Annotated in this window: 25 protein-coding genes, 1 tRNA gene and 1 riboswitch; of the genes, 16 read left to right on the forward strand and 10 right to left on the reverse strand. The window is 63.9% G+C overall.

The window, feature by feature from the left end; translation table 11 throughout:
- Positions 1-7: 7 nt before the first annotated feature.
- Positions 8-1,240 carry a rhodanese-like domain-containing protein gene (locus V1273_RS31965; RefSeq protein ID WP_334411911.1) on the reverse strand — a complete coding sequence of 411 codons (1,233 nt, stop codon included), beginning with the start codon at positions 1,238-1,240 and terminating at the stop codon, positions 8-10.
- Positions 1,241-1,299: 59 nt separating this feature from the next.
- Between V1273_RS31965 and V1273_RS31970 the strand changes: the two genes are divergently transcribed.
- Positions 1,300-2,223: a LysR family transcriptional regulator gene (locus V1273_RS31970; protein WP_334365335.1), complete on the forward strand. Its 924-nt coding sequence runs from the start codon at positions 1,300-1,302 to the stop codon at positions 2,221-2,223.
- A gap of 7 nt (positions 2,224-2,230) precedes the next feature.
- On the opposite strand, the gene V1273_RS31975 is transcribed toward V1273_RS31970, so the two are convergent.
- Positions 2,231-2,830, reverse strand: coding sequence for a thiamine pyrophosphate-dependent enzyme (locus tag V1273_RS31975; RefSeq protein ID WP_334379994.1), 600 nt, complete (start codon positions 2,828-2,830; stop codon positions 2,231-2,233).
- On the reverse strand, positions 2,827-3,393 hold the full coding sequence (locus V1273_RS31980) for a thiamine pyrophosphate-binding protein (protein WP_334411912.1): 567 nt from the start codon (positions 3,391-3,393) through the stop codon (positions 2,827-2,829). Before V1273_RS31980 ends, V1273_RS31975 begins: the two co-directional genes overlap by 4 nt.
- 244 nt (positions 3,394-3,637) lie before the next feature.
- Between V1273_RS31980 and V1273_RS31985 the strand changes: the two genes are divergently transcribed.
- The 3 genes from V1273_RS31985 to V1273_RS31995 all read left to right on the forward strand — a co-directional run bounded on the left by V1273_RS31985 (position 3,638) and on the right by V1273_RS31995 (position 5,257).
- Positions 3,638-4,321 (forward strand): RNA polymerase sigma factor, encoded by a 684-nt coding sequence (locus tag V1273_RS31985; RefSeq protein WP_334384113.1) that lies wholly within the window; start codon positions 3,638-3,640, stop codon positions 4,319-4,321.
- Positions 4,322-4,405: 84 nt separating this feature from the next.
- Positions 4,406-4,927 carry a DUF4142 domain-containing protein gene (locus V1273_RS31990; RefSeq protein WP_334365338.1) on the forward strand — a complete coding sequence of 174 codons (522 nt, stop codon included), beginning with the start codon at positions 4,406-4,408 and terminating at the stop codon, positions 4,925-4,927.
- A 9-nt stretch (positions 4,928-4,936) separates the two neighbouring features.
- Positions 4,937-5,257, forward strand: a complete 321-nt coding sequence (locus tag V1273_RS31995; RefSeq protein ID WP_334411913.1) for a cupredoxin domain-containing protein — start codon at positions 4,937-4,939, stop codon at positions 5,255-5,257.
- 16 nt (positions 5,258-5,273) lie between these two features.
- Here the strand turns inward: V1273_RS31995 and V1273_RS32000 are convergent, their stop codons facing one another.
- Entirely contained in the window at positions 5,274-7,349 is a 2,076-nt protein-coding gene (locus V1273_RS32000) for a methyl-accepting chemotaxis protein (RefSeq protein ID WP_334411914.1), read from the reverse strand.
- Positions 7,350-7,486: 137 nt separating this feature from the next.
- A tRNA-Gly gene (locus V1273_RS32005) sits at positions 7,487-7,560 on the reverse strand.
- Between the two features lie 139 nt (positions 7,561-7,699).
- Between V1273_RS32005 and V1273_RS32010 the strand changes: the two genes are divergently transcribed.
- From V1273_RS32010 to V1273_RS32030, 5 genes are all read left to right on the forward strand, one after another.
- Positions 7,700-8,278 carry a methylated-DNA--[protein]-cysteine S-methyltransferase gene (locus tag V1273_RS32010; protein ID WP_334412299.1) on the forward strand — a complete coding sequence of 193 codons (579 nt, stop codon included), beginning with the start codon at positions 7,700-7,702 and terminating at the stop codon, positions 8,276-8,278.
- Positions 8,279-8,287: 9 nt separating this feature from the next.
- Positions 8,288-9,127 (forward strand): helix-turn-helix transcriptional regulator, encoded by an 840-nt coding sequence (locus V1273_RS32015; RefSeq protein ID WP_334411915.1) that lies wholly within the window; start codon positions 8,288-8,290, stop codon positions 9,125-9,127.
- A gap of 54 nt (positions 9,128-9,181) precedes the next feature.
- The gene (locus V1273_RS32020; protein WP_334411916.1) at positions 9,182-9,541 is read left to right on the forward strand and encodes a VOC family protein; all 360 of its coding nucleotides are present in this window, start codon (positions 9,182-9,184) and stop codon (positions 9,539-9,541) included.
- Between the two features lie 136 nt (positions 9,542-9,677).
- Positions 9,678-10,079, forward strand: a complete 402-nt coding sequence (locus V1273_RS32025; RefSeq protein WP_334411917.1) for an SRPBCC family protein — start codon at positions 9,678-9,680, stop codon at positions 10,077-10,079.
- Positions 10,080-10,205: 126 nt separating this feature from the next.
- The gene (locus V1273_RS32030) at positions 10,206-10,604 is read left to right on the forward strand and encodes a hypothetical protein (protein WP_334411918.1); all 399 of its coding nucleotides are present in this window, start codon (positions 10,206-10,208) and stop codon (positions 10,602-10,604) included.
- Positions 10,605-10,811: 207 nt separating this feature from the next.
- On the opposite strand, the gene V1273_RS32035 is transcribed toward V1273_RS32030, so the two are convergent.
- Positions 10,812-12,251 (reverse strand): MATE family efflux transporter, encoded by a 1,440-nt coding sequence (locus tag V1273_RS32035; RefSeq protein WP_334365346.1) that lies wholly within the window; start codon positions 12,249-12,251, stop codon positions 10,812-10,814.
- A 208-nt stretch (positions 12,252-12,459) separates the two neighbouring features.
- On the opposite strand from V1273_RS32035, the gene V1273_RS32040 reads away from it, so the two are divergent.
- The 5 genes from V1273_RS32040 (at position 12,460) to V1273_RS32060 (ending at position 17,948) form a co-directional block, all read left to right on the forward strand.
- Complete coding sequence (locus V1273_RS32040) at positions 12,460-13,797, forward strand: PQQ-dependent sugar dehydrogenase (protein WP_334411919.1); 1,338 nt, start codon at positions 12,460-12,462, stop codon at positions 13,795-13,797.
- A gap of 143 nt (positions 13,798-13,940) precedes the next feature.
- Positions 13,941-15,170 (forward strand): acyltransferase family protein, encoded by a 1,230-nt coding sequence (locus tag V1273_RS32045; protein ID WP_334379983.1) that lies wholly within the window; start codon positions 13,941-13,943, stop codon positions 15,168-15,170.
- An 11-nt stretch (positions 15,171-15,181) separates the two neighbouring features.
- The gene (locus V1273_RS32050) at positions 15,182-16,315 is read left to right on the forward strand and encodes an ABC transporter permease (RefSeq protein WP_334365349.1); all 1,134 of its coding nucleotides are present in this window, start codon (positions 15,182-15,184) and stop codon (positions 16,313-16,315) included.
- On the forward strand, positions 16,312-17,037 hold the full coding sequence (locus V1273_RS32055; protein ID WP_334365350.1) for an ABC transporter ATP-binding protein: 726 nt from the start codon (positions 16,312-16,314) through the stop codon (positions 17,035-17,037). Before V1273_RS32050 ends, V1273_RS32055 begins: the two co-directional genes overlap by 4 nt.
- Before the next feature lie 14 nt (positions 17,038-17,051).
- Entirely contained in the window at positions 17,052-17,948 is an 897-nt protein-coding gene (locus V1273_RS32060; RefSeq protein WP_334411920.1) for an alpha/beta hydrolase, read from the forward strand.
- Positions 17,949-17,967: 19 nt separating this feature from the next.
- Here V1273_RS32060 and V1273_RS32065 read toward each other — a convergent pair whose 3' ends face one another.
- Positions 17,968-19,074, reverse strand: a complete 1,107-nt coding sequence (locus V1273_RS32065; protein ID WP_334379981.1) for a 2'-deoxycytidine 5'-triphosphate deaminase — start codon at positions 19,072-19,074, stop codon at positions 17,968-17,970.
- A 119-nt stretch (positions 19,075-19,193) separates the two neighbouring features.
- A riboswitch (SAM riboswitch) is annotated at positions 19,194-19,273 on the forward strand.
- A gap of 71 nt (positions 19,274-19,344) precedes the next feature.
- On the opposite strand from V1273_RS32065, the gene V1273_RS32070 reads away from it, so the two are divergent.
- Positions 19,345-20,538: an O-succinylhomoserine sulfhydrylase gene (locus tag V1273_RS32070; protein ID WP_334411921.1), complete on the forward strand. Its 1,194-nt coding sequence runs from the start codon at positions 19,345-19,347 to the stop codon at positions 20,536-20,538.
- A gap of 173 nt (positions 20,539-20,711) precedes the next feature.
- On the opposite strand, the gene V1273_RS32075 is transcribed toward V1273_RS32070, so the two are convergent.
- From V1273_RS32075 to V1273_RS32085, 3 genes are read right to left on the reverse strand one after another with little or no spacing between them, the layout of a single operon-like run.
- Positions 20,712-21,743, reverse strand: coding sequence for an SGNH/GDSL hydrolase family protein (locus V1273_RS32075; RefSeq protein WP_334411922.1), 1,032 nt, complete (start codon positions 21,741-21,743; stop codon positions 20,712-20,714).
- A 12-nt stretch (positions 21,744-21,755) separates the two neighbouring features.
- Positions 21,756-22,517 (reverse strand): SGNH/GDSL hydrolase family protein, encoded by a 762-nt coding sequence (locus V1273_RS32080; RefSeq protein ID WP_334411923.1) that lies wholly within the window; start codon positions 22,515-22,517, stop codon positions 21,756-21,758.
- A complete protein-coding gene (locus V1273_RS32085) occupies positions 22,514-23,773 on the reverse strand; it encodes an OpgC domain-containing protein (protein WP_334411924.1) in 1,260 nt (419 codons plus the stop codon). The genes V1273_RS32080 and V1273_RS32085 overlap by 4 nt, the downstream gene beginning before the upstream one ends.
- 252 nt (positions 23,774-24,025) lie before the next feature.
- On the opposite strand from V1273_RS32085, the gene apaG reads away from it, so the two are divergent.
- Positions 24,026-24,418 carry a Co2+/Mg2+ efflux protein ApaG gene (apaG, locus tag V1273_RS32090; protein WP_028351829.1) on the forward strand — a complete coding sequence of 131 codons (393 nt, stop codon included), beginning with the start codon at positions 24,026-24,028 and terminating at the stop codon, positions 24,416-24,418.
- The last annotated feature ends 278 nt before the right edge of the window (positions 24,419-24,696 follow it).

Raw genomic sequence — 24,696 nt, forward strand, 5'->3', positions numbered from 1 at the left:
CGCGATCTCAAATCACGAAAAATCCGTGCGTACCGTCGCGACGGAGCTGCTCGACGAGGCCGTATTCCCAGTCGAGATAGGCCTGCATCGCGCTTTCCTTGACATCGGTGCCCTCATAGGGCCGGCGATAGCGGTGTGACGGATCGGGTTTTGGGATCACGCGCGGCGGCCCGATTTCCAGCGTGGCGTCGTAGCCCCCTTCAAGCACGTAAGTTTCCCAGCCCATTTGTGCCAGCCAGGACGCCGTCATGTCGGCGCGCACGCTCATGTTGTCCGTCAGCACGATCCGGGCGCCGCGCACCGGCGCCGCCATATCGATTTCCTGCACCAATTGCCCGCCGGCGTAATGGCGGAAGCCCGTGATATGGCCAGCCGTGTATTCCTCCTCCGAGCGGACGTCGAAGCAGTAGAGCGTACGGTTGGCCTGCGCCTGCAACGCCACCATTTCCTCTGATCCGATATGCCGGACGCCGGCGCGATAGGCGACGTCGCGGGCATTGGCTTCGCCGCCTTTGATGGCACCGACCTCGCCGCGCCTGTCACTGCCATGTTCGAGATGTTGTTTGGCCAGCGTCCAGTCGATGGTGCCGTTGCGCAGCGCCCGCACCTTGTTCGCGACGCCGGCATTGATCAGCGACTGTGTGCCGATGATCGAGCGGGTGCGGCCTGCGCAATTGACGATGATGGTGGTCTCGGGATCCGGCGCGGCGCGGCCGGCGCGCAACACCAGTTCGGCGCCGGGCACGCTGATGGAGCCCGGGATGTTCATGGTGGCGTATTCATCGAAGCGGCGGACATCGAGGATTTGGATATTGGCGCCGCTCGCAATCAGGGCGCCGACTTCCTCGGCAGCGAGCGAAGGCGTGTGCCGCCGCGACTCGACCAGTTCGCCGAAGGCCTTGGCGTAGGAATTGACGTCCTCGAACACCTCATAGCCCGCCGACTTCCAGCCCTGTAGCCCGCCGTCGAGCTGGCGGACATTGGTATAGCCCAACGCTTTCAGGTGGTCCGCCGCTACGGTGACGAGGCCTTCACCGGCGTCATAGAGCACGATCGGCACATCCTTGCGCGGCAGCCGCGTCTCCGCTTCGAGCGCGATCCGGTCGGCCGCCATGTTGGCGGCAAACAGGGCATGGCCGCTGGCGAACACGGCCTCGTGCCTGACATCGAGCAGCGCGATTTCCTCGCGCAGCAGCAGCGCGGCGCGAACTTGCGAGGGGGTAACTGAGGGTACGGTCATGGACGGAGATTCCGAAAACGGCATATGATCGCTTGCATAACAGGCACTCTGGGCACTCGATGGATCTCAAACAACTGCGGACTTTCCGGGCCGTAGCCGAACTTGGAAGCCTGAGCAAGGCTGCGGACCGGCTGCGTGCCGCACAGCCGGCGCTGAGCCGCCACATCAAGCTGCTCGAGCACGAGCTTCGCGTCGAACTGTTCGTCCGCAACGGGCGCGGCATGCTCTTGACCAGCGCGGGCCGGATGCTGCTCGACCGCACCACCGGCCTGATCCGCCAGATCGAGCAGGTCAGCGACGACCTCAAATCGGCGAACGGCAATCCGGCGGGCCGCGTCATCCTCGGGCTGGTGCCGACGGTCAGCGCCGTCCTGTCCGGACGGTTTGCCCGCCGCGTCCTTAACGAGTTTCCCGACGTCTCGCTGCGCATCGTAGAGAGCTATGGCGGGCATCTGGTCGAATGGCTGCACCGCGGCGAGATGGATCTCGCGATCATCTATGGTCCTGCCGTCGATCTCCATCTTCAGGTCCAGTCGATCGGCCGTGAGGATATCGTCGCTGTCGGGCCGCCGGGGTCGGGGCTGAACAAGCGCAAGCAGGTCGATCTCAAATGGCTGGTGAAGCAGAAGCTGATCCTGCCGAGCATCTCGCATGGCCTGCGGGCGCTGTTGGAGAAGGCGCTGGCGCGCGAAAAACTGAAGTTGGAGGCCATGATCGAAGTCGATTCCTACCGCGCCCAGATCAGCCTGATGGAGGAAGGGCTCGGCTACACGCTGCTGCCGCCCTCGGCCATCCGCACCGAGGTGGCGGCGAAACGGCTGGAGATGGCTGCCGTAAGTCCCGCCGTGTCGCGCGAATTGATTCTGGCCTCGCCGATCGCCCACCCGCCGTCGATCGCCACGACCACGATCGCGACGCTGATCGTATCGGAGATTCAACAGCTTTCCAGGGAAGGACGCTGGAAGATCAACATGACGGCGTAGCTGCGCCTCAATTATACAGCGCCTCGTCTCCCAACACCGATTGCCGGAAGCGCGTCGTCAGGATGACGCCGTCGGCAGGCGGCATCACGAACACCAGCGCCTCGGGATTGATCTTGATCTGCGCGAAAACCGTTCCTCGCCCTTCATGCGCGAGGTCGCGCAGTTCGGTGACTTCCGCCATCGTGCGAACGATGCGCGAGGTGCGGATGCCGCAGGCGGTCGCGATGGCGGCAAGGTCAACGCCAGAGGCGGTGGGGGTTTTCTGCATGCCGGTCTCGCCGAAGCGCTCGTTGTCGAGAACGGCGATCGTGAGATTCTTCGGCGCCTCCACCGCGATCGTGGCGAGCGAGCCGATATTCATCAGCATCTCGCCGTCCCCGGTGATGACGAGCACCTTGCGCTTGGGCTGCGCCAGCGCCAACCCAAGCCCGATCATCGAGGCGGCGCCCATGGCGCCCCAGAGCGGAAAATTGTTCGGATGGTCGCCGGCGGCGGAGACGTCCCAGTTCGGCGCGCCGAGCCCGGCGATGGCGAGGAGGTCGGCGCGGTCGCGCAACAATTCGTTGACGACATCGCGGCGATGCAGAAGCGCGTTCGGATTGCTCATTTGCGGGCAAGCTCCTTGAAATTCTTGGCGCCAAGCACGCGCTGGCCGATCAGGACCGCCACCGGCTTCCAGGTGTTGAAGGCGAGGTTCGCCGCGCCCTGCACGGTGGAGGCGACGAGATCAGGCTCGTCGACCTTGTTCACGATCACGCCCATGGCCTCCAGCGAGGGCCGCGTGCCCTGCCCCATCGGGATCTGCCACGGATTGAACTCGCCCCAATCGCCGCGCATGGTGACGATCATCAATAACGGCATGTGGCAGATGACGGGCAGCGACAGCATGTTGATGCAATTGCCGACGCCGCTCGACTGCAACAGCAGCACGCCGCGCTCGCCGCCGAGCCACGCGCCCGCCAGCATCGCTACGCCCTCTTCCTCCGTCGTCAGCGTGACGACGCGAGTCTCGGGATCGGCCTCGAAGGAGCGGATCAGGCGGCTGTGGCCGGCGTCCGGAACCATCGCGACCTGGCGAATGCCGGTGTCCTTGAGCACGCGGTAGATCTCGTCCGGCCACGTCGGCAGCGCCGGTGCGGCCTCGGCGCGTGATTTTGCTGCTTCCGCCATCGGGCTCAATTTCCTCCGGGATTCCAAGGGTTGGTTGACGTGCAGAATAGACCGCGATGAGAGTTCGAGGAATTTGAATGTGGACATGGCTTCTATCGCAAAATTGAAAGGCTGGGGGGAGCCAAAGCGTCATGCCGCATGGCTGGCACGCCGACGTTTGGCCCGTCCACGCAGCCGAAATTATTTCGGGAACCTGCTGGCTCCTGCAGCATCCAACCCCAATACCCTGTTATTGGTGGATATCATGCACCAGGCCCACATACCCGACATCGCGCGCCTCGACACCGGCGACGCCGAGTTGGTGCGCCGCGCGCTGGCCCGCGACGAGGCGGCGGTGCGCGCGATCATGCAGGCGAATAATCGCAGGCTGTACCGGCTCGCCCGCGGCATTCTGCGCAACGATGGCGAGGCCGAAGACGTCGTGCAGGAGGCCTATGTCCGTGCCTTCACCCATCTGGAAAACTTTCGCGGGGATTCCAGCCTGTCGACGTGGTTGTCGCGTATCACCATGAATGAGGCACTCGGCCGGCTGCGCCGCCAGCGGCCCACCGTCGAACTGGACTCATTGCCGCAGGGCGCGCTGGAGGCCCAGATCATCCAGTTTCCTCTTGCCACCGACGATCCGGAAAAATCCATGGCCCAGCGTGAAATTCAGCATGTCGTCGAACACGCCATCGACGAATTGCCGGAAGCGTTCCGTCTCGTCTTCATCACCCGCGTGATCGAGGGGATGAATGTGGAAGAGACCGCCGAAATTCTCGGGCTGAAGCCGGAGACGGTAAAAACCCGACTGCACCGCGCCCGCACCATGCTGCGCGACATCGTCGAGAACAAGATTGGTCCCGTGGTGATGGAGGCGTTCCCCTTTGCCGGCCGGCGCTGCGAACGCCTGACGGAGGCCGTGCTGAAGCGGCTGGGCTTCGACTAACTTTTCCGGGAACCTCTGCACTTCACGCCCATCCAACTCCTGTTCATCAACGCGCGGTCCGCCGCGCCACAGGAGTATCAAACCATGTTCATACGATTGAGCGCGGCGATCGCCGCATTGAGCCTTCTTGGCAGCGCCGTGGTGGCGCAAGGCGCAAAACCCACCGATCCCCAGATCGCGCATATCGCCTACACGGCGGGCGTCATCGACATCAACGCCGCCAAACAGGCGATCGCGAAAGCCAGCAACAAGGACGTCAAGGCATTCGCGCAAGACATGGTGCGCGACCATGAGGCCGTGAACAAGCAGGCGCTCGACCTGGTCAAGAAGCTGAAGGTGACGCCGGAGGACAACGACACCAGCAAGACGCTTTCGAAGCAGGCCACCGAGAAACTCGCCGAGCTCGACAAGCTGAAAGGCGCCGAATACGACAAGGCCTATCTCGCCAACGAGGTCGCCTACCACAAGAACGTCAACAGCGCGCTGGAGGCGCAGTTGATTCCGTCAGCCAGCAATGCCGAGCTGAAGAGCCTGCTACAAACCGGCCTGAGGATTTTTCAAGGCCACCAGCAGCACGCCGAACAAGTCGCCGCCAAGCTGAAGTAGGAGACCGCCATGCGTCCGGGACGATACCTGCGCCTCTTCGCCGCCCTGCTGCTTGGCGCGGCGGCCGTCCCGGCGCATGCAGCGACGATCCAGATCACGATCGACAATCTGGTGTTCGCGCCGGCCGAGGTGTCTGCCAAGGTCGGCGACACCATCGAATGGATCAACAAGGACGTGTTCGCCCACACCGCGACCGCGCGCAACGGCGATTTCGATGTCGCCACGCCGCCGAACAAGACAGTGACGTCGGTGCTGACGAAGGCCGGCAGTGTCGAATATTACTGCCGCTACCATCCGAACATGAAGGCGGTGCTGACGATTGCGCCGTAGCCGCTGGCGAGGCGGCTCAGGCGGCGCGCACCGAGCTGAGGAATTTGCCGACCTCGCGCTTCAGCCGGTCGCTTTCGCCGGACAGCGATTTTGCCGCTGATAGCACCTGCGCGGAGGCGGAGCCGGTCTCGCTGGCACCGCGCTGCACGTCCGTGATGTTGGCGGAGACTTGCTGCGTGCCGTTGGCGGCCTGCTGCACGTTGCGGGATATTTCCTGGGTCGCCGCGCCCTGCTGCTCGACGGCGGCGGCGATGGTGGCGGCAATCTCCGACATCCGTCCGATGGTATCGCCGATCTCCTTGATGGCGCCGACCGATTCCTGCGTCGCCGCCTGGATGCCCGATATCTGCTGGCTGATCTCGCCGGTCGCTTTCGCAGTCTGCTCGGCCAACGCTTTCACTTCGGAGGCGACCACCGCAAAACCGCGCCCCGCCTCGCCCGCGCGCGCCGCTTCGATGGTGGCATTCAGCGCCAAGAGGTTGGTCTGGCCCGCGATGGTGTTGATCAGCTCCACCACGTCGCCGATGCGGGCGGCAGCCTTGGCGAGTTCGGCGACGCGGTCATTGGTCTTCTGCGCCTGCTCCACCGCCTCGCTGGCGATGCGCGCCGAGCCCTGGACCTGACGGCTGATCTCGTTGACCGACGATGCCATCTCTTCGGTGGCGGATGCCACCGATTGCACGTTGGTGGAGGCTTCTTCGGATGCCACCGCAACCATGGTGGTCCGCTCTTCGGAACGTTCCGCGGTTGCCGTCAGCGTGCCGGCGGAGGCTTCCAGCTCGGTCGACGCCTGCGACACGATCTCGATGATCTCGCCGATCATCGCCTCGAAATCGCTGGTGATCCGATCGACGCGCTGGCCGCGCTGGATTTTTACATCGGCTTCCACCGCGGCCGCCTCGTCGGCGGCCGTCTTGGCGATAAGGGCGTCCTTGAAAACCTGCAGCGAGCCCGCCATGGCGCCGATTTCGTCGGCACGCTCGATGGTCGGGATCGTGACGTCATGCCGGCCGGCAGCGAGTTCGCCGACCACGCCGGTCAAGTTTGCCAGCGGCGTGATCACGCGCCGCCGCAGCATCACCGTGACGCCGGCAAGCACGGCGAGCAGCGCCGCGACGGCGATGCTTGCCAGCGCCAGCATCGTGAGCGCGCCATCGCGCGCGGCCCCTGCACGCTCGGCGGCTTCCGCGAGCGCCGCATCGCGCACCGCGAAGAAGGCCTGCACCGCAGGCACGATCGTTCCGGCAAGCTGATCCGAGTTGATATTGTAGTTGCCGTCGGCGCGCCCAGCCGCCATCTCCTTTTCAAGCCATGGCGCGGCCTTGGCGAAATAGCCCTCGATGGCATCGTTCATCGCTTTCGCAAGCCGCGGCGGACTGCCGATCTGATCGACGCCGGCCTCGATCCGCTCGCGGTCGAGATCGACGCGGCCCTGGGCGCGGTCGGTGATGGAAATTTCAGCCGCCGTGAGCGGGCGGCGCGTGCTGATCGCAAGCGACATGGTGGCGGCGCGGCCTCCGGCGGAGATCCGCAGATCCTGCGCGGTGCGGGCGACATTGAGCAGCGCCGTCAGCGACGCATCCGCCATCGCCACCTGGTTTTCCAGCCGGTTCAACAGCGGCTCGAGGATTCCGACAACGGCGGCAATGCCCGGCAGAAAGCCCTTGACCGCCGCCGGGTCGCGCCCGCTCATCGGCAGGCTCAGTGCGCGATCGCTCGCCGCGCGAACCTCGGCAAGCTTGGCCGCCGCCTGGTTCAGGCCCTGAACAATCGCTGCGCCATCGTTGAGCGCGCCCACCACCGTTCGCGCCCTGGCGAACGCTGCATCGGCCGCCTGCACCGCTTTCGCGACGGTCTCCATCTGCTCGGGTGTCGCGGCCGTTTCCTTGAACAGCGGGCCGACATAGGGCGCCCGATAGCCGGCGACCTGCTGGCCAACCGCCAGCACCGCGCCATAGGCCTCCACGGTCTTGATCGCCTCGCTCTTGCTGGCAAAGGTGCGGTATTGCGGGACAAGGACTCCGGCGCCAAGGACGACCGCCAGGACCGTCACCGAGAGCATCGATAGTGCAAAAAGCCGACCGATCCGCATTTTTTGTTTCCGCTCTGCCAAGGAGAAGCGGGCAACGTAGGCAGGACGGACTAAGGCCGGCTTAAATCGAGGCCGGTAGTACTACGGGGTTAGCGTCTCAAATGTCGTGGTGCGGCTAGCTGGCAAGGCGAGAAAATTGGAGCGGGCGAAGGGAATCGAACCCTCGTATGCAGCTTGGGAAGCTGCCGTTCTACCATTGAACTACGCCCGCGGGTCGCATCTCATGCTTAGCCGACCTTGCGCGATCCGCCAAGCTGTTCCATTGGCCGTCTTGCTCGCGGTCGACTTCGCCAAAATTCCATGCGATTCGTCAGGCCGGTGGTATGATTCGCGTCCGGGGCTGGTGGCGTATGACGGGGCGTGGCTACAGCATTTTCGACACGGCGATCGGCCGCTGCGGGATCGCGTGGAGCCCGGCGGGCATTATCGGCGTGCAGCTCCCGGAAGTCCGCGAGATCGACACGCGGCGGCGGCTCTATCAGCTCTATCCTGATGCCCGCGAGCTTCGCCCGCCAGCGAACGTCCAGGTCGCGATCGAAGGCATCATCGCGCTGTCGCGCGGGGCGGCGTGCGATCTGTCCGACGTTGCGCTCGATCTGACCGGCATTCCTGCCTTCAACCAGCGCGTCTATGCCTATACGCGCGCGATCCCGCGCGGCGAAACGCGGACCTATGCGGAAGTGGCCGCCAGCCTTCGTGCTTCAGGCGCGGTCTCTTCGGTGGCGCGGGTGATCGGCCGCAACCCCTTCATGATCATCGTACCTTGTCATCGCGTGCTCGAAGCCGGCCATTATGCCGACAAGATCTCAGCCTTTGGCGGGGCGATCTCCAAGCGGCGGCTGCTCTCGATCGAGGGCGCCAGCCAGACCTCCGGCAAGACATTGTTCGACGTGCTGCTGCCGGTTGCACCGCCGCGCCCGCATCCTTAAGTAGGCGGGATGATCGCGACCACGCTTCTCGAACGCAAATCCATATCCGTCTTCGACTTTCGCTGCACCGCGGGACCGCGCGACAAGCCGTTCGCGGAGCAGCATGGCGGTCATTCGATTTCCTATGTGCGCAAAGGCAGTTTCGGCCTGCGCAGCCGCGGCAAGTGCAGCGAACTGGTGGTGGGATCGGTGCTGATCGGCCATCCCGGCGATGAATATACCTGCACCCACGAGCACGTCTGCGGCGACGAGTGCCTGTCGTTCTTCTTCGCCTCCGAGCTGGTGGAAACCATCGGCGATAGCCGGTCGCCATGGCAGATCGGCTCAGCGCCGCCGCTGCCGGAGCTCGTCGTGCTTGGCGAGCTGGCGCAAGCGGCAGCAGATGGCAGCAGCGACATCGGCCTCGACGAGATCGGTCAGGTGCTGGCGAGCCGCTTTGTCGAGGTAGTTTCCGGCAGGTCCCGCAAATCCGGTCCTGATGCGGCGCGCGACCGCCGCCGCGCGGTGGAAACCGCACTGTGGATCGATGCCAATTCGCACCGTCAGATCAATCTGGAGGACGCCGCGGCCGAAGCCGGGATCAGCCCGTTCCATTTCCTGCGCTTGTTCTCGCAAGCGCTTGGCGTCACCCCGCACCAATATCTGGTGCGCTCGCGGCTGCGCCATGCCGCGCGGCGCTTGGCCGACGACGACAGCCCGATCACCGACATCGCCTATGACGTCGGTTTTGCCGACCTCTCCAATTTCGTGCGCACGTTCCATCGCGCCGCCGGAGCATCGCCGCTGAAATTCCGCCAGGCCTCGCGGGGCATGCGCAAGATTTTCCAAGAACGGCTGGCCCTCCACTGACTAGGCTTTCTCCAGGCCGCGCGAGTTCGCGGCACTTTCTTGCTGGAGAATGTCATGTACGACCACATCGGATTACGCGTCGGCGATCTCGACGCCAGCGTGCGCTTCTATACGGCAGTGCTCGCGCCTCTCGGCTTCGTGCTGTGCTCGCGGGATGATTCCGGCGCAGGCTTCGGCCCGAAGGGCGCGCCCGCGCTCTGGCTGCATCTGCACAAGGGATCTTCAGGCTCGGCCGCGCATGTCGCGTTCCGCGCCCAGGATCATGCGGCGATCAAGCAATTCCACGCCGAAGGCCTGAAGGCCGGCGGCCGCGACAATGGCGGCGCCGGACTGCGCGCGGACTACAGCCCAACCTATTACGCCGCGTTTTTGATCGACCCCGACGGCAACAATGTCGAGGCGGTTTGTACGTAATGCGCCGCTCTCTCCACGTCATTGCGAGGAGCGAAGCGACGAAGCAATCCATGTCTCGGCAGGTGGCGAGATGGATTGCTTCGCTCCGCTCGCAATGACGGCGGAACATCCATCCTCCTACAACAAGGAATCATCCATGGCTTCCATTCACAAAGACATCCCCCTCGACGCTTCCCCCAACGACGTCTGGGACGCATTGCGCGATTTCGGCGCGCTGCATACCCGGCTGGTACCCGGCTTCGTCACCGACACCAAGCTCGACGGCGATGCGCGCATCGTCACCTTTGCCAACGGCACCGTCGCGCGCGAGACGCTGGTCGATTGCGACGACGAGCGAATGCGGCTGGTCTATGCGATCAACAGCGATCGTGTGAAGCATTATAGCGCGTCCGCCCAGGTGTTCGCTGATGGCGACGCGCGCAGCCGATTGGTCTGGATCGTCGACGTATTGCCGAACGAGATCGCGCCCTACGTCTCCTCACAGATGGACCAAGGCGTGCTTGCCATGCAGAAGGCGTTCGGACGAAGCGCGGCGTGACCATGCATTACCGGCACAAGCTGGCGTGATCCTTCTCACAGATTGGCTCCCTGCCCACTCCCAGCCTCGGCGCGTGCGTCCGAATGGCGCCGCGCCCGCGGCCGCCGGCGCATGAGGAGCAGAACCATGACGGGAGCTGACAAGGTGGTGTGCCAGGCGGCCACGCTGCTGTTGCTGTTCGCCCTGACGTCGACGCCGGCAAAGGCGCAATTTACCGGCTTCGGCGGCGGTGACGGCTCAGACATGATGACGCAGATGGCGCCGATGCTGGAAATGATGAAGGCCAAGATGGGCAAGCGCCGCTTTGCCATGATGATGCAGACCATGGGCCCGATGATGAGCCGCATGATGGAAGGCGGTGGCGGGTTCGGCGGCATGATGGGCAGCGGAATGCCCAGCGGCTTGGGCAGCGGGTATGGCGGCTACGTTCCCGAGGGTTACGGCGTGAACGCCGGTGGAATGAATTTCGGCGGCGGCGGCGATTTCATGGCCTGCTCGGCGGCGCTGGCGGCGGCGAGCTGGTGAGCATGGTCCCGCAACTGATGCGCATGGCCAATGTCGGCAGCGGCCGATCAGGGCGGCGGCATAGGCGAAGGTAGTTGTTCTCGTCATTGCGAGCCACCCGGTCGGCGCGAAGCGCCGCCGGATGACAGGCTCCGCGAAGCAATCCATCTTTCCGCGTACGAGGCTAGATGGATTTCTTCGTCGCTTCGCTCCTCGCAATGACGATCGTTACGACAGCGCCGGACTAACCGCGGGCACCCGCTGCTTCGGCCCCCAGCGCGTCAGCACCACGCTCGCGCATGAGAGCACGCCGAGCAGCACCATGGAGGCCGCCGCCAGCATGAAGAAGTTCTGCGCGGTGGCGTCGTGCGTCAACAGCCACCAGCCACCGACGCCGATGAACAACAGCCGCGCGGTCTGCGCCATCACCGGGCCGATCACCTTGGCCGCGCCCTGCGACGAAAAGTACATCGCGGTGGCAAGGCCGAGGAAGGCGTACATCGGCGCCGCCGTCGAAAGATATTGACGGCTCGCGGCACGCACGGCCGCATCGTCGGTGAAGAGGTTGACCCAGATGTCGGGGAAGATTGCGATGAAGGTCGCGAATGTGCCGACCGAGGCGAATGCGACGAGCCCCGCCGTCCAGGCAATCTTGCGGGCCCGCGCGATGCGCTGCGCTCCGACGGCCATGCCGACCATCGGAACCGAAGCGATGCCGACAGCAAATGAGATCGAGGTCAGCATGAATTCGAGCCGCGCGCCGATGCCGTAGCCGGCGAGGACTTCGGTGCCAAAACTGGCCAGCATGTGGGTGAAGATACCGATCGTCAGCACCGACTGAAGCGGCGAGAAGCAGGCGATCGCCCCGACCTTCAGGATGTCGATGAACATCGACCACTGAATACGAAGGCCCCTGACCTTGGGAACGACGCGCGCGCGGCCGGAAAACAGATACCAGGACATCACGGAGATGCTGATCAGGTAAGCGATCAGCGAACCGGCCGCGACGCCGCTCATGCCGAACTGCGGGATCGGGCCGAGCCCCAAGCCCAGCGTGCCGCCGAGAATGATCTGGCAAATCGCCGACGACAGCATCAACAGCGACGGCAGCTTCATGTTGCCGGTGCCGCGCAAAATGCCGGACATCGTGTTCATCAGCCACGGCACCACGGCGCCGCCGAAGAATATCTGCGTGTAGGCGATCGCTTGGGTCAGCACGTTGCCGCGGCCGCCGAGCAGTTCGAACAGTTTGGGGCCGAAGATCAGCATGCCCAGCATGAAGGCCAACCCGAAGCAGAGGCCGATCAGCAGCGCATGCGCGGCAAGGGTCGAGGCTCGGTCGAGGTCGCCGGCGCCGAGCGCACGCGCGATCGCGGATGCCACGCCGCCCCCCATCGCTCCACCCGACATGGTCATGGTCAGGATCACGGTAGGAAACACCAGCGCCATCGCGGCGAGCGACTCCACGCCGAGCCGTCCGATGTAGGAGGTCTCGGCGATGACGACGCAGGTGCCCGCGGTGAGCGCGATTACATTCGGCCAGGCCAGCCACAACAGCGTGCGCAGGATCGGGCCGTCGAGCAGCGCGTTTTTCGCCGGCGCCGCCGGTGGCGGAAGCGGACGCTCGTGCTCGTCTACGGGAATTTCGGCAACGCCGAGATCGGACATTTCTGCTCCCAGCGCGCGGATTTGGGCAAGCCGCGGCGCGCTGCTTCCTAGCATGGCGGAGGCTGAATCCACGTGCACGGGGCGCAATGGGGGCCTGCGGGATTGCGTGGCGGGCCTTAGGCCGGCTGTTTCACAGGGAATTCATGCCGGAACACGAACGTTCGGGCCCGCACGGCATTGTACGGGCGATATCCCGGAGAACCCTGCCATGCGCAAGACCCTCCTCCTGGCCATTGGCGTCGGCGCGTTGGCGCTGCCGCTAGCCGCCTGTAGCGACCCCAAGGAGACCGCGACCGTGGCGCAGAGCTATGGTCCTTCGCCCAACCTGCCGCCACCGGAACATTCCTGGATCCCGACGGTGGACATCGCAACCGTCAAGCGTTGGCCGAACGGCGCCACGCCGACCGCCGCAAACGGCATGACGGTCAGCGCCTTTGCCCTCGACCTCGAACATCCGCGTACCGTCTACACACTGCGGAACGGCGACGTGCTGGTTGCCGAGAGCAACGCGCCGCCGAAGCAGGGCGGCGGCATGAGCATCAAGGGCTTCATCTACAAGCAGGCGCAGAACTGGGCGGGCGCCGGCGTTCCCAGCGCCAACCGCATCACGCTGCTGCGCGATGCCGACGGCGACGGCGTTGCCGAGCTAAGAACCACCTTCATCAGCGGGCTGAATTCGCCCTTCGGCATGGTGCTGGTTGGCGACGAGCTCTATGTCGCCAATTCCGATGCGATCATGAAATTCCCTTATCGCGAAGGCGACACCAAGATCGGCGGACCCGGCGTCAAGCTTGCGGACCTGCCCGCCGGCAACCTCAATCATCACTGGACCAAGGATCTCACCGCCAGCCCCGACGGCACCAAGCTCTATGCAACGGTCGGCTCCAACAGCAATGTCGGTGAAAACGGCATGGATGCCGAGAAGGATCGCGCGGCGGTGCTGGAAGTCGATCGCGCCAGCGGTCAATGGCGCGTGTTCGCTTCAGGCCTGCGCAATCCGAATGGTCCGGCCTGGAATCCAGTGACCGGCGAACTCTGGGTCGTGGTCAACGAGCGTGACGAACTCGGCAACGATCTGGTGCCGGACTACATGACGTCGGTGAAGGACGGCGCGTTCTACGGCTGGCCATACAGCTATTTTGGCGACCATGTCGACACCCGCGTCGAGCCGCGGCGGCCTGATCTCGTGCAGAAGGCGATGGCCCCGGATTATGCGTTGGGCGCGCACACAGCCTCGCTCGGGCTGACGTTTAACACCGGCAAGCTGTTTCCTGCCGAGATGGAGGGCGGCGCCTTCATCGGACAGCACGGCTCCTGGAATCGTAAGCCCCCCTCCGGCTACAAGGTGATCTTTGTCCCCTTCAAGGACGGCAAGCCATCCGGACCGCCGCAGGACGTGCTCACCGGTTTCCTCAACGACAAGGGCCAGGCGCAGGGCCGCCCGGTCGGGGTGCGGCTCGATAAGCAGGGCGCGCTGCTGGTGGCTGACGATGTCGGCAACACGATCTGGCGCGTGACGCCGGCGGCGAGGTCGGCATCGCGGTAAAAGCAACACAGTTTCCCACGGCCGGCCCGGCTGGGGACAACGCTCCCGAAGGGGCGAGTTCCGCACGTTAGCGGGAACGAGCGCGCCGGCTCCACGTTGACCCCCTGCCGGTTCCCAGATCAGTGGGATGGCAGCGTGGACGAATGGCCGTGTTATCACAGGTCAACGTGCCCCTTAGCAACTTGCGCGCGATTACCATCGTCATCGTGGTCGCGTTTCACTCCGTGCTGCCGTACCTCGCATCGCAACCTGCCGATCCCTTTCCGTTCGACGCACCGCCCTATCGCTGGATTGCATTCCCAATCCTCGATAGCCAGCGCTGGTTCGGCTTCGACCTGTTTTGCGCGTGGCAGGATGTCAGCCTGATGTCGCTGATGTTCTTGCTGGCCGGTCTGTTCACGCCGTCCAGCCTTGGCCGCAAGGGGCCTCGCACCTACACCTTGGAGCGCTCGTGGCGGATCGGCCTGCCGTTCGTTTTTGCCGTCGGCGTTCTCAGCCCTCTCGCCTACTTCGCGTCCTATCGGCTGACCGCGGCCGATCCCTCCTTCAGCGCCTTTTGGCAACACTGGCGCGCGCTTCCGATGTGGCCTGCCGGGCCGCAATGGTTTTTGTGGCAGATCTTTCTGCTGGGCGCCGTTGCCGCCGCCCTCCACGCGTTCGCCCCGCATTGGCTTCGGGCATTGAGCACGCTGGTCGCCCGCGTTGCCGATCGCCCGCTAATGTTCTTCATTGCGCTGGCGGCGCTCTCTGCGCTGGCCTATGTGCCGCTGGCGATGGCCTTCACACCGTGGGAGTGGACTTTTCTCGGCCCATTTTCATTTCAGCTCAGCCGGCCGCTGCACTACGTGGTCTATTTCTTCGCCGGATTTGCGATTGGCAGCCACGGCCCCGAGCACAGCATACTGCGTCCCGATGGTCCACTTGCACGTCATTGGCTGGCCTGGCTTGCGGCCGCCATCGCTAGCATGTCCGTATGGGGCGGGTTCACATCGCTGACCTTGCCGGAGTGGCAGGCGAGCGCGCCGCTCTTTCGTCTGGCTTCGGCGCTGGCGTTTCCAGTTGCTTCCGCGGCCGCCGCTCTGTGTCTGCTCGCGATCTGCCTTCGGCTGCTGCAATCGCGCGACCGCCTGCTCGATAGCCTCTCCAGCAATGCCTATAGCATCTATCTGCTGCACTACGCCGTGGTCGTGTGGCTGCAATACGCGCTGCTTGATGTCGATCTCAACGCGATCGGCAAGGCGACGATCGTTTTTGCCGCTGCGCTCGCCGCAAGTCTGGCTGCAAGCGCCGGAATGAAGATCGGCGGGAGAGCGCTGGTTTCGCGCCATTCCGAGCCACAAGACGAGAGAGCCATCGCCAATCAACCGCGATAACGGATGCCGACATGTCGCTGGTACTGACACTTGCGTCCCGCAACCTGTTCCACGATCGGCTTCGCTTCGTCGCGACCATGGTCGGAATCGTCTTCTCGGTCGTCCTCGTCATGATCCAGATGGGCCTGTTCCTCGGGTTCGGCCGAATGGTCACGACCATGATCGACAATGCCTCCGCCGATTTGTGGATCCTGCCCAAGGGCGCCAAATGCTTCGAGGATCCTTCGCTGCTCGACGTCAAGCTGCGCGACCGCGTCGCCACCATGGAGGGCGTTAGTTGGGCCGTCCCGCTCGTGATCGGCTTTTCGGACTGGCGCCTGGAGCGCGGCGAGGTGACGCCGGTCTTCATTGTGAGCGCCGACCTGCGCGACGGCAGCCTGCAACCGTTCAACGTCGTGGACGGCAACGTGCAGGCGCTGACGCAAGGAGCGAACGTTGCGGTCGACCGCTCCTATTTTGACCGGCTCGGTGTCAGCGGCGTCGGCTCGACGGCAGAAGTCCGTGGCCGCAAGGTGCGCGTGGTCGCGGTCACCGACGGCATCCGCTCGTTCGCCACGACGCCGTACGTGTTTGTGGATCTGAAAAACGCGCGCAACTACACCGGAACGCCGCGCGATCGCGCCAGCAGCGTTCTGGTTCGGCTGAAAGGCGATGCCGATCGGGAGAAGGCGCTCAGCGCCATTCGCGCGGAGGTCGGCGATGCAGAGGTTCTCACGTCGGACGATTTCCGCAGCCGCAGCCGGTCGTTCTGGCTGTTTGGCACGGGGGCCGGAGCCGCGCTGTTTGCCGGCGCATTGCTCGGAGTGATCGTCGGCACCGTGATCGTCGCGCAGACGCTTTACTCCAGCACCAAGGATCATCTGAATGAATTCGCCACCCTGCGCGCGATGGGTTCCTCGAACGCCTATATCTACACCGTGATCATCTATCAGGCACTCATCAACGCCGTGATCGGATTTGCGATCGCCGCCGGGATCGGCTCGATCGTCGTCCAGATCACCGCCAAAAGCGCGTTGCCGATCGTCATCACGCCATGGCTGATGGCGGCGTTGTTCGCGCTGACGGTGGTGATGTGCGTAGCATCCGGCATTGGAGCAATCATCCGTGTCGTTCGTATCGACCCAGCCACGGTGTTCATGCGATGAATGACCATGTAGTCGAAGCCAAGTCGGTCGAAAAGAGGCTGGGTCGCGGCGCCGGCGAGGTGCACGCGTTGCGCGGCATCGACCTCTCGCTGCGGCGGGGCGAGTTGACGTTGCTGATGGGCCCTTCGGGGAGCGGCAAGACTACGCTGCTGTTGGTTCTCGGATGCATGCTGACGCCGAGTTCAGGCAGCGTCACCATATGCGGGACGCCGACAGCCGACGCCGACAAGGAAGCGCTCGCCAGGATTCGGCGCGAGCATATTGGCTTCGTATTCCAGTCCTATCATTTATTCCCGACGCTGACCGCGACCCAGAACGTGCAATTGGCGCTGGATATTCGTGGCGAGCACGGCAGGCGCGCGGCGCAGAAATCGCGGGAGGCCCTAGCAATGGTCGGGCTCGAGCAAAAGGTGGACAGTTTGCCGGGAGGTCTCAGCGGCGGCGAGCAGCAGAGGGTCGCCATCGCGCGGGCTCTCGTCGCAAACCCTTCCGTCGTTCTTGCCGACGAGCCGACCGGGGCACTGGATGGAAAAAACGGCCAGAGCATCATGCGTATTCTCGCCGAGACCGCCCATGAGCGTGAGCGGGCGGTGCTGGTCGTCACCCACGATCCGCGCGTCCTCCCCTACGCCGATCGCATTGTCGAGATCGAGGACGGTCTTATCGTGCAAGAGCCTACCGACCGTCCGCGCATGCCCACAGCCGTGCCGTTCAGGGCCTGAGCGCAAGGCCCGCCATGAGCCTGCGAGCCGAACTTTTGCGCATCGGTATTCGCATGTTGCTCAAGCGGCGCGGCGGGAGTCTCGATGTCGAGCAATGGCGGCGAAACATGCGTGCGATGGAGCGGTTTGTGCCGCATCCGCCCGCCCGGAGCACAACAGTCGAGATCGAGGCCGGTCGGGTGCGATTTCACCGGGTTACCACACCGGCATCCCGGCCCGAACGTAACGTGCTTTATCTCCACGGCGGCGCCTATGTTTCCGGCGCGCCGGTCCATTACCGGCACTTCCTCTGGCGGATTGCCGACGCCTTGCAAGCCCGCGTCTGGGCGCTCGAATACCGCCTCGCTCCGGAACACGCTTTTCCGGCAGCGCTTGAGGATGCCGTGGAGGGCTATCGTTGGCTCGTCGATCACGCGCCCGATAGTCGCCAGTTGTTCGTAGTGGGAGATTCGGCCGGCGGCGGCCTGGCGCTGGGCCTGCTGTTGAGGCTCCGTGACGATGGCAAGCCGCTTCCGGCCGCGGCCGTCGCCTTGTCGCCCTGGACCGATCTGGCCCTGACCGGCGCTTCGCTGAAGACGAATGCAGCGGCCGATCCGATGCTGAATGTCGAGGATCTTCCCGATCTGGCGAAGCTCTATCTCGGCGGAGCCGATCCGCGCACGCCCTACGCTTCGCCGCTCTACGGCGATCCCGCCGGATTGCCGCCGGTACTTATTCAAGTCGGCAGCGATGAAATTCTGAAGGACGACGCCGTCCGCATGGTGGAGAAGCTGCGGTCGCACAATCCGCGCAGCAAGCTCGAGATCTGGCGGCGCATGCCGCACGTCTGGCAATTATTCGTGCCGGTGTTGCCGGAAGCCCGTCAGGCGATTGCGCAGATCGGCGAGTTTATCTCTGACGTGCGCGGCTGAGGCGCGCCGGCGCAGGCGATCACACCCGGAAGTGCTTGGAGAGCTTCAACCCCTGCGCCTGGTAGTTCGAACCGATGCGCTGGCCGTACATCGCGTCGGGCCGCGACAGCATTTTCTCGTAGACCAGACGGCCGACGATCTGGCCGTGCTCGAGGATGAACGGCACCTCGCGCGAGCGCACTTCGAGTACGGCGCGCGCGCCCTGCCCGCCGGCACCGGCATAGCCGAAGCCGGGATCGAAGAATCCGGCGTAGTGCACGCGGAATTCGCCGACCAGGGGATCGAACGGCACCATTTCGGCGGCGTAATCCGGCGGCACCTGCACGGCCTCCTTCGAGGCCAGGATGTAGAACTCGCCGGGATCGAGGATGAGGCTGCCGTCTGACCGTGCCGGGATCGGCTCCCAGAATTCATCGACCGCATAGCCGCCGCGGCGGTCGACGTCGACCACACCGGTGTGGCGCTTGGCGCGGTAGCCGACGAAGCCGCTAGTGTTCTCACCGGACAGATCGACCGACAGCGCCACGCCATTGGCGAGATCGGCGTCATCGATATCGACGAGGCGCTCGGCGCCATGCAGCGCGTCGAGCTCGTCGGCATTGAGGATGGCATCTCCGGTGCGGAAACGCACTTGTGATAGCCGCGAGCCCTCCCGCAGCAGCACCGGAAACGTCTTCGGGCTGATCTCGGCATAGAGCGGGCCGTGATAGCCCGCGCCGATCATATCGAAGCGGCGGGTGCCGTCGGCAATCACGCGGGTGAAGACGTCGAGCCGTCCGGTCGAGCTCTTCGGATTGGCGGCGGCCACGATCTCCGGCGGCAGCGCGAGGCTTTCCAGGAGCGGCACGATGTAGACGCAATTGGTCTCCAGCACCGCGCCGTCGGAGAGATTTATTTCATGCAGCTTCAATTCGTCGATGCGCTCGGCGACGGTCGCGCCCGGCCCAGGCAGGAAGCTCGCGCGCACCCGATAGGCAACGTCGCCGAGGCGCAAATCGAGGCTTGCGGGCTGGATCTGGCTCTCGACAAACGGATAGGCCGGCAGGATCAGGCCCGCATCCGCCATCGCCGCGATCATGCGGTCGGGGAGAATTCCGTTACCGTCGGGCGGAAGCGTGAACGACACGGCGCGGTCCTCTGAGGTGGCCCTGGATGCCCAAATGTCATCCAAACCTCGTAAATATGGGCTTTTAGGGGTTATCCGATGGCTGCCTTGACTGAAAGGGCGCAAGCGAATATCAGCATGACTTATCCCGTGGTGATTTGAGCCGGCCGGCTTGCAGCCACGTTAAATAAGTAGCTAAACAGGCCGGGGACACGTGTGATCCCGGCCTGTGGAAATTCTTCCAGGCCGGTTTTTTTGTGACCATTTTCCGGTGGTCACGACGGAGGTCACATGTCTGAAGTTGGTTCTACCAAGCGTTTTCGTCCCGAAACCCGCCTCGTCCACGGCGGCACGCTGCGCTCGCAATTCGGCGAGACGTCGGAAGCGCTGTTCCTCACCCAAGGCTATGTCTACGACAGCGCGGAGCAGTGCGAGGCGCGCTTCAAGGGCGAGGATCCCGGCTTTATCTATTCGCGCTATTCCAATCCTACGATTTCAATGTTCGAGCGCCGCATGATCGAGCTCGAAGGCGCGGAAGCTGCTCGCTCCACCGCCACCGGCATGGCCGCGGTGACGACCGCGATCCTCGCACCGCTCAGAGCCGGCGATCATGTGGTAGCCTCGAAAGCCCTGTTCGGCTCGTGCCTTTACGTCGTGCAGGACCTCCTGCCGCGCTACGGGATCGAAACGACGCTGGTCGACGGCCTAGATCTCGACCAATGGCAGCGCGCATTGCAGCCTAACACCAAGACCTTCTTTCTGGAGAGCCCGACCAACCCGACGCTCGATGTGCTCGATATTCCGGCGATTGCCGAGATCGCGCACAAGGGCGGCGCACGGCTGGTCGTCGATAACGTCTTTGCCACGCCGATTTGGCAGAGCCCGCTTTCGCTCGGCGCCGACGTCGTGGTCTACTCCGCAACCAAACATATCGACGGTCAAGGGCGCTGCCTCGGCGGCATCATTCTCTCGTCCGAAGCCTTCATCGCAGAGCACATTCACAACTTCATGCGCCAGACCGGGCCATCGCTCTCGCCCTTCAACGCCTGGGTCCTGCTCAAGGGACTGGAGACGTTGGGCGTGCGGGTACGCGCGCAGACCGACAACGCGGCGAAAATCGCCGAGGCGTTGGCAAGCCATCCGAAGATTTCGCGATTGATCTATCCCGGCCGCGCCGATCATCCGCAAGCGGAGCTGGTGAAGAAGCAGATGCGCGGCGGTTCAACGCTGATCGGCTTCGAGGTCAAGGGCGGCAAGGCCGCCGCCTTCCGCGTCCTCAATGCGTTGCAGATCTCGCGCATCTCCAACAATCTCGGCGACGCCAAGAGCCTCGTCACCCATCCTGCGACGACGACGCATCAACGGCTGACGCCAGAGGCGCGCGCCGAGCTCGGCATCAGCGAAGGCTTTATCCGCTTCTCGGCCGGGCTCGAGCATGCGGATGATCTGATCGAGGATTTTGCACAGGCGCTGGAGAAGGCGTGAGCTCGCTACGCGCGTAGCCACACAACAGGTGTCGTCCCTGCGAACGCAGGGACCCATAACCACAGGGTGTGGTGGGTTAAGCAAGGCGTCAACCACCGCCTCTAATCACCAGGGCCGCGGCGTATGGGTCCCTGCGCCGAGTGCGCGATTGCGCACGGAGGCAGGGACGACGGCTACATCGGCCGATAGGCTCGCACATCAGACGGCACGGCGACGCCGAGCTTGATCTGGCCGACCGACTTGATGATGTCGTCGCCGAGCAGTTGGGCGAAGCAGGCATAGCCCCAGTCGCTCATGTGCAAGCCGTCGGCGATCACGAAATTCTCGATCGGAATCGCCTGCCGCTCGTGCCAGTCTTTCATCACCGCGAAGCGCGGGAAGATGCCGACCTTGCGAAGCTCGGCCGTCTTGTTCAAGAGCTTCATCATCTTGCCGGCACTTTCGGCGTGCTCGTTGACCCGCGGCGAATATTGCGGATCGATCAGCACGACGTCGGAGCCCGCAGCCTGAATGCGTGCGATGCCTTCGTCGATGAGCTTGACGGTCTCGGCGGGATCGAGGTTGCGCAGCACCGCATTGGTGCCGACCTGCCAGATCACCAGATCCGGACGCAAGTCGATCACGGAGGTCTGCAGCCGCTTCATCATTTCCGGCGCGTCCTCGCCGCCCTTGCCGGCATTGACGACGGAGATGTCGGCCGTCGGATATTTGCGGCGTAGCTGCGCCGCGAGCCTGTTCGGATAAGTGAATTCCGGCGAACTGGAGCCGTACCCCTGGGTCGATGACGATCCGAAAGCGACGATCACCACTGGCTGACCCGCGACGAGCTTGTTGGCGACACGCGGCAGCGATCCCATCGATTTGGAAGCGCCCTTCGGCGGCAGGCAGGGAACGCGGCTGAAGATGTCGCCGGCCGATTTCGCGACTTCCTTCACCTTGTCGATTGCTTTGCCGGTAACGCCCTTCTGCGCGGCCGGATTGCCGGTGGCCGCCGGCGCGGCCTGCGGCGGGGTGCCTTCAGCCGCGGGTTTTTTGTCCGGGTCGTTTTCCGCTTTGGCGCCATCGGATAGCGCCGCCTGCTGACCGGCTTGCTGCGAAGCCGTCTGGGCATACAGAGGCAACATCGAGGCAGGCATCAACACCGCGAGGCCCGCGGCGAAGACAGTCAGCAATGTCGACAAACGAAAAGGGCAGTGAGAACTCATTAACGCCAGTTCCTAATTCTGCTGCGCCTGATCGAGGCGGGCCGCATCGAGCACGAATTTCGAGAGCGCCCGGCCCAGGCAGGCATGAACCCTTTTGGCCATGTCGGTCCCATGAAAGGTACTGAACAGATCGAAATCTCCGGCGTCGTTCCAGTGGCGCATGATGGCGAACCGATCGAACAGCGGAACATTATGCTGCTGTGCCACCACGCGCATATTATCTAGGTACGGCGGCGCGGAAATCATGGTTTCGGTGCGCGGGCTGTATTGCAGATTGACCAAAACCACGTCGGCTCCCGCATTTTGCAGCGCAGCAACCCCCTCGTCGATGGCGCCGCGAAAATCGTCGGGATCGACGGATCGCATAGCATCGACGGTTCCCGTCTGCCAGATGACCAAAGTAGGCCTTTTTGCTTCCACCAGCTTAACGAGGCCGGCGTCCACCTCCTCGGCGGTCTTGCCGGTTTGTAGTTCCACGGAGAGGTTGATTGGGGTGGAGGGCAGCTTCTCCTTCAGCGCCGCCTGCAGCCTGGCCGGATAGGCGCTGTTTTCAGAGGACAGGATGGTCGATGAGCGGCTCCCCACCACCAGGACGGTCAGCGGCCGGGCGTTCTTGACGGCCTCGGCCACCTTGGGAAGCGTGCTCTCGGTGGAGAGGAGGTAGGGGGGAACTTCGCAAGCCTGGGGGGCGGCATCTTGGGCACGAGCCAATCCGGCCGCTGCAAGACCCGCAAGCAGCGCCAGGACCAGCACAGTTCCCGAGCCGGGCCTCATGCGCTTCCTCCCGCCATATCGGCGTTGATTGCCGTGCTTTTCGTTTTTGAGGCTCCTTTGTCGGCCGAATGCTTGTACCACGAAATCACCCACGCCATGCCCCACATGATGAGGATACCGGCAAGACTGACCAGGGCGTGCGTGAGGGCACCCCCACCGACTTCGGCCAGCACAAAGTGTCCCGCAAAGGCCAGGAAGACGCCGAGACAGAATATCTCAAGCGAATGCTGGCCACATAGGATCAATGGTCGCAGCCAGCGCGATTTGAGGCCCGACCAATCCTTGGGCAGGAAGCGCACGGTGAGCGCGGCCAGCGCCAGGAAATGGGCAAACCGCAGTACGTCCAGATCCGTCTTGGTGATCGGATACATCCACTGTTCGATCCGCTTGGGCATCAGGAAGCTGAGTTGCGGAATGTGCCAAGTGAGTGTGACGAAGAACGCCGACGCCAGGTAGGTGATGCAGATCCACATCGTCACCGGCGACGCCAGGATGCGGGACATGCGCTGCGCCCCGCCCAGTGCGCACCAGGCGCCGAACACGAACAGCAACTGCCAGCAAAACGGATTGAATATCCAGAAGCCGCTCGGATAGGCCGTCAGATACCAGTCGAAGTGCCAGGTCAGTGCGTAGAGCAGCACCGACAGTCCCAGCGCGACGTCGGCCCGCCACTTCATCAGCCACAGGATGATGGGCAGAAACAGCATCAGCACGATGTAGAGCGGCAGCACGTCCATGTTGACGGGCCGAAATCTCAGCAGCAGCGCCTGGACGATCGTGACATCCGGCTGCTTGAGGAAATCCATGATGCCCATTTCCTCGCTGTAGAGCGGGTTCTCGAAACGGGTGGCGACGTAGGAGATTTCCGCCAGGAAGATCGTGAACAGGAACACATGGGCGACGTAGATCTGCCACACGCGCCGCATGATGCGCGCGGTCGCCACCACGAAACCGGCCTCGAGCATCGCGCGGCCATAGACGAAGGCGGCGGTGTATCCGGAGATGAAGATGAAGATCTCGGTGGCGTCGGAAAATCCGTAATTGCGGATCGTGAACCAGGTCAGGATGTTGGTCGGCAGATGGTCGATGAAGATCAGCCACAGCGCCATGCCGCGAAACAGATCGAGCCGCAATTCGCGCTCGCCGGCCACCGGGAACGCAATCGCCGGCGCGGAAGATGCAGCGGCGGCCTTGGCATCGCTGGCCTTGGCATCGCTGCGAGGCGTTCCGGCGACTGGATCGGCAATGGACGACATCTGGCACCGTTTGGGCAATTGAGCTTTTACGCGTGCACTGTCCGGAAAAGATAACATCGGCCCGCAACTTGCACACCAGATACGCAAGGGATACGCAAGCGGAAGGTCCGGGGCCGGGCAGCGCGGCTGCGCTCTAGAACGGAACTATGTTGAAACCGCGATCAAGCAAGCGGGCAACCCGGCGCAGCGGAGATTGGTTCCCCCGGCATTCCCGGCTATGATGCGACACAGGATTCCCGGAAGCTTGCTCGCATGTACCGCGCCGTCACCCGCCAGATCGAAGTCACCGTCGAACCGAACTTCCTCCCCGAGCGCTCGTCGGTCGACAAGGGCCAGTATTTCTGGTCCTACACCATCGTCATCACCAATACCGGCGCCGAGACCGTGCAGCTTCGTACCCGGCACTGGATCATCACCGACGCCACCGGCCGCAAGCAGGAAGTCCGCGGCGAGGGCGTGGTCGGCGAACAGCCTGTTTTGGCGCCAGGCGAGCGCTTCGAATATACCAGCGGCGTGCCGCTGCCGACCGCATCGGGCTTCATGACCGGGCGCTATCAAATGGTCAGCGAAAGCGGTGAGCGTTTCGAGATCGACGTGCCGACGTTCTCGCTGGACAGCCCGGATAACAAGCGGGTGTTGAATTGACGAGCGCTCGCGCTTGTCATCACCGGGCTTGACCCGGTGATCCATCTTTCTTCGCATGATTCTTCCGAGGGTGACGGATGCCCGGGTCCCGGCTACGCCAAGGCTTCGCCGAGGCTTTCCCGTGCTGGCGCGCCGAAGCTTCAGCGGAGGCGGTAAGCCCGGGCATGACGAATGTGTTTGCCGTGGCCTTATCCCTGTCATTGCGAGCGAAGCGAAGCAATCCACGCCTCAGCGCGGGGATAGATAGATTGCTTCGCTGCGCTCGCAATGACGCGGTG

It is taken from the genome of Bradyrhizobium sp. AZCC 1721 (assembly GCF_036924715.1).
GTDB lineage: Bacteria > Pseudomonadota > Alphaproteobacteria > Rhizobiales > Xanthobacteraceae > Bradyrhizobium.